4 protein-coding genes and 1 riboswitch are annotated in these 4058 nt (G+C 66.9%); of the genes, 2 read left to right on the top strand and 2 right to left on the bottom strand.

From position 1 onward, the window contains the following. Positions 1–4: 4 nt before the first annotated feature. The gene (gene thiC, locus VGD20_RS08705; RefSeq protein WP_331134066.1) at positions 5–1897 is read right to left on the bottom strand and encodes a phosphomethylpyrimidine synthase ThiC; all 1893 of its coding nucleotides are present in this window, start codon (positions 1895–1897) and stop codon (positions 5–7) included. Positions 1898–1940: 43 nt separating this feature from the next. Further along, positions 1941–2052, bottom strand: a riboswitch (TPP riboswitch). Between the two features lie 129 nt (positions 2053–2181). Here thiC and VGD20_RS08700 point away from each other — a divergent pair. Together VGD20_RS08700 and VGD20_RS08695 are read left to right on the top strand one after the other, a co-directional pair. Beyond that, complete coding sequence (locus tag VGD20_RS08700) at positions 2182–3108, top strand: DUF4189 domain-containing protein (RefSeq protein ID WP_331134065.1); 927 nt, start codon at positions 2182–2184, stop codon at positions 3106–3108. 126 nt (positions 3109–3234) lie between these two features. Beyond that, entirely contained in the window at positions 3235–3501 is a 267-nt protein-coding gene (locus VGD20_RS08695; RefSeq protein WP_331134064.1) for a hypothetical protein, read from the top strand. Positions 3502–3542: 41 nt separating this feature from the next. Here the strand turns inward: VGD20_RS08695 and VGD20_RS08690 are convergent. Next, positions 3543–4058 (bottom strand): flavodoxin family protein (locus VGD20_RS08690; protein WP_331134063.1); only part of this gene is annotated, 516 nt, incomplete at its 5' end.

The following is a 4058-nucleotide window of genomic DNA, read 5'->3' as shown; positions in this document are numbered from 1 at the left end:
GCCCTCAGTCATGCTCGCGCCCGCCTGCGCCCATATACAGCTCCCGCCCCGTTTCCTCATACACTTCGCTCATTTTGGCCATGCCCTTTTCGGCCTCTTCGGCGGCGATGAAGGCGGCGCTGTCCTGATTTTGCAGTTTCGCGAAGTCGCGGACTTCCTGGCTGATCTTCATCGAGCAGAATTTGGGGCCGCACATGCTGCAGAAATGCGCCGACTTGGCGCCCTCGGCCGGGAGCGTCTGGTCGTGGTACTGCTCGGCGGTGTCGGGGTCGAGGCTCAGGTTGAACTGGTCGCGCCAGCGGAATTCGAAGCGCGCTTTCGATAGCGCGTCGTCGCGGACCTGTGCGGCGGGGTGGCCCTTCGCGAGGTCGGCGGCGTGGGCGGCGAGCTTGTAGGTAACGACGCCGACCTTCACATCGTCGCGGTCGGGCAGGCCGAGATGCTCGTTCGGCGTGACGTAGCAAAGCATCGCGGTGCCGTACCAGCCGATCTGCGCGGCGCCGATGCCGCTGGTGATATGGTCGTAACCCGGCGCGATGTCGGTGGTGAGCGGCCCCAATGTGTAGAAGGGCGCCTCGCCGCACGCTTCGAGCTGCTTTTCCATATTCTCCTTGATCTTGTGCATCGGGACGTGGCCCGGGCCCTCGATCATCACCTGCACATCCTGTGCCCAGGCGCGCTTGGTGAGCTCGCCGAGCGTGTAGAGCTCGGCGAACTGCGCCTCGTCGTTCGCGTCGTAGATGCTGCCGGGGCGGAGGCCGTCGCCGAGGCTGTAGGCGACGTCATAGGCCTTCATGATCTCGGTAATCTCGTCGAAGCGTTCGTAGAGGAAGCTTTCCTTGTGATGCGCGAGGCACCATTTCGCCATGATGCTGCCGCCGCGCGACACGATGCCGGTCATGCGCTTTGCCGCGAGCGGGACGTAGGGCAGGCGGACGCCAGCGTGGATGGTGAAATAGTCGACGCCCTGTTCGGCCTGTTCGATCAGCGTGTCGGCGAAAATCTCCCAGGTCAGGTCCTCGGCGATACCGCCGACCTTTTCGAGTGCCTGATAGATGGGGACGGTGCCGATCGGGACGGGCGAGTTGCGGATGATCCATTCGCGCGTGTCGTGGATGTTGCGGCCGGTCGACAGGTCCATGACGGTGTCGGCGCCCCAGCGGATCGACCAGACCATCTTGTCGACTTCGGACGCGACGTCGGACGCGACCGCGCTGTTGCCGATATTGGCGTTGATCTTGACGAGGAAGTTGCGGCCGATCGCCATCGGCTCGCTTTCGGGGTGGTTGATGTTGCTGGGGATGATCGCGCGGCCGCGGGCGACCTCGTCGCGGACGAATTCGGGGGTGACATAGTCGGGGATGCTGGCGCCCCAGTCCTGCCCGTCGCGCTTGTATTCGGCGAGGCGCGCGCGGCCGAGATTCTCGCGCTCGGCGACATATTCCATCTCGGGCGTGATGATGCCGCGGCGGGCATAGTGCATCTGGCTGACGTTCGCACCGGGCTTGGCGCGGAGGACCTGCTTCTTCACGTTCGGGAAGGCGGGGACGCCGCCCGAGCGGTCGGGGCCGAGCTGGCCGTTATCCTCGGGGCGAACTTCGCGCTGCGCGACTTCCTCGACGTCGCCGCGGCCGCGGATCCAGTCGGCGCGGAGTTCGGCGAGGCCGGCGTTGATGTCGATGGTGGCGTTCGCGTCGGTGTAGGGGCCGCTGGTGTCGTAGACGCGGACGGGGGGCTCGCCCGAATGCGGGTCGAGGTCGATCTCGCGCATCGCGACGCGGATGCCGCTGCCGGTCTGCGTCGCGACGTGGATCTTGCGGCTGCCGCGGATCGGGCCGGTGGTGACGCCGATGGGGGTGGCGTGCGCTTTGTCGAGGCGGGAATCGATATCGGCCATGTGCAGTCGCTCCATAATATCGGAGCGAGAATGGGGATTCCGCGTATGGAATACCGACCCTCCCTCCGCCGGTATTACCCGGATCAGGTTCAACGGGTCGCGGTCTATTCCGCTCTCAACCGGCCATTGCAGACGCGGCTCCCCGGGGATGGGCAGACTATAGGGCGCGCGCGATACGCTGTCCATGCGTCCGAGTGACCGCGCGCACTTTCGCCAAGGGAAAATGCGATTAGAACCGTCCAATCAGTGACATGGGCAACAAGGACAGGGATATGGCGGGATCGATGAACAGGCGCCGGGTAGTGCAGATGGCGGCGGTGGCGCTGGCGTGCTGGCTGTTGCCCGCCGATGCGCAGGCGCAGGCCTTTCCGTGCAACGGCGGCAGCAACGGCGCGGGGCCGGGCGAGCGCATGGTCGGCATGTCGCCCTCGGGGCCGGGCATGGCGTCCTTTCCGCTGTGCGTGCGCGACGACAGCGGCGCGGCGCCCGCGCCGCCGCCCGCGCCCAACAACAGCTATGCCGCGATCGCATGGCATCCCGACGCCGCCGACATCTGGGTCGACGGCAATTATCTCCATTCGGCGAGCGTTGCCGAAAGCGAGTCACTCGCGGCGTGCAACCGGGTGATGGGGGGCGGCTGCTCGTCGGCGGGCAGCTGGTGGAATTCTTCGATGACGATCCTCCGCGATCGCAACGGCTATTTCTACAAGGCGTGGGCGGGCGAGGGCGGCGCCGAACGCAAGCAGGTGCTGGCCGACTGCTCGTCGAAGCAGCTCCTGCCGTGCGAGGTGTTCGCGACGATCCGGTCGAGCACCAACCGCCGCTCGCCAAGCGCATCGGTGCGCAAATCCTTTGCCGCGTCGGCGTGGGTCACCGGCGGCGCGAGCGACGGCTATAATGGCAGGCTCTATGTCGCGAGCGGCCATCGCAGCGCCGACGACGCGACCGCCGCCGCGATCAAGGCGTGCAGCGACGCGACGTCGCGGCCGTGCGAGAGCAATGCGCTGACCGGCAACGGCTTCATCCAGGCGTACCGGATGAACACAAGCGACGACAGCGCGACGGTCGAAACCTCGGCCAAGCGCGCAAAGGAAGCGGCGCAGGCGAATTGCAAGAAGCAGAAGGCGACGGCATGCACGATGCAGGCGCAGTTCGACAGCCGCAAGCCGGGGCTGTTCGTCCATGATTTCGCGGGGGGCGGGGCGAAGTAGGCGGGCGAAGCGCGAATGCGGCCCTCGCCGGCCGCATTGCGCGATTGTAATCCTGCGGACGCTGCCGTGTCATACTCGCTGTGCGATCGTCGCCTTCCCATCCACCGGATGAAAGGAAGACTTGTCATGCAAAGGATCACACTCGCGGCGCTCGGCGCCGCAGCCCTTGTCGCGCTGTCGGGGACCGCAGCGATGGCGCAGGACGCCACCCCGGTCTGCTCGAAGACGGTTACCGACAATTGCCTGCAGCGCGAAGGCCATGCCGTCGCGCCGCATCATGCCGCGCCCAAGCGCCACGCCGCGCCGAAGCATCGCGTCGCGGCAAGACATCGGACCGCGACGCATCGCATGGTGGCGGCAAAGGCCGTGCCGGCGCCCGCGCGCAAGATGTGACAAGTCCGCGCGCGGCCGGTCGGCGGCGCGCGGAGCCCGGGTCACGCGGCCGCGACGCTTTCGCGTGCGCCGTGCCGCCAGCGCGCCGCAGCCAGCGCGACGCGCTGGCCGAGTGAATGCGCAGTGGCGCGGTCGCCGGCCTTTGGCGTCACTTCGGCGCTGTCGTTCGCGGCCTGCGCCATCGCGCCGATAAAGCTGCCGAGGCGGTTTTCGATATCGGTGGCGGCCGAGGTGTCGTCGTTGTTGCCCGGGTTCTGGCCGGTGCCGATCCACAGCATGCCATGCTGCGCCGCGAAAATCGCGAGGCTGGTGAGCGTGTTGAGCTTGTCGCCCGACGGCGAGCCCGAGACGGTGAAGGCGGCGCCCAGTTTGTCCTTCCACTGCTTGGTGAAATAGACCGCAGCGCTCGCGTCCATGAACGCCTTCATCGGCGCCGAGACATTGCCCATATAGGTCGGCGAGCCAAAGATGATCGCGTCGGATTCGGCGATCGCCGCGAAAAAGGCGTCGAAGTCGGTCTGCCCCGCCTCGACCCGCAGCGGGATAGCGCGCGCCTC

It is taken from the genome of Sphingopyxis sp., assembly GCF_036402335.1.
Classification (GTDB): domain Bacteria; phylum Pseudomonadota; class Alphaproteobacteria; order Sphingomonadales; family Sphingomonadaceae; genus Sphingopyxis.
This window is presented reverse-complemented; position numbering and strand designations above follow the sequence as displayed.

What these genes read in the sequence shown, in the direction of transcription:
- VGD20_RS08700 (WP_331134065.1), top strand. Translation starts at nt 2,182, where the DNA reads ATGAACAGGCGCCGGGTAGTGCAGATGGCGGCGGTGGCGCTGGCGTGC.
- VGD20_RS08695 (WP_331134064.1), top strand. Translation starts at nt 3,235, where the DNA reads ATGCAAAGGATCACACTCGCGGCGCTCGGCGCCGCAGCCCTTGTCGCG.
- thiC (WP_331134066.1), bottom strand. Translation starts at nt 1,897, where the DNA reads ATGGCCGATATCGATTCCCGCCTCGACAAAGCGCACGCCACCCCCATC.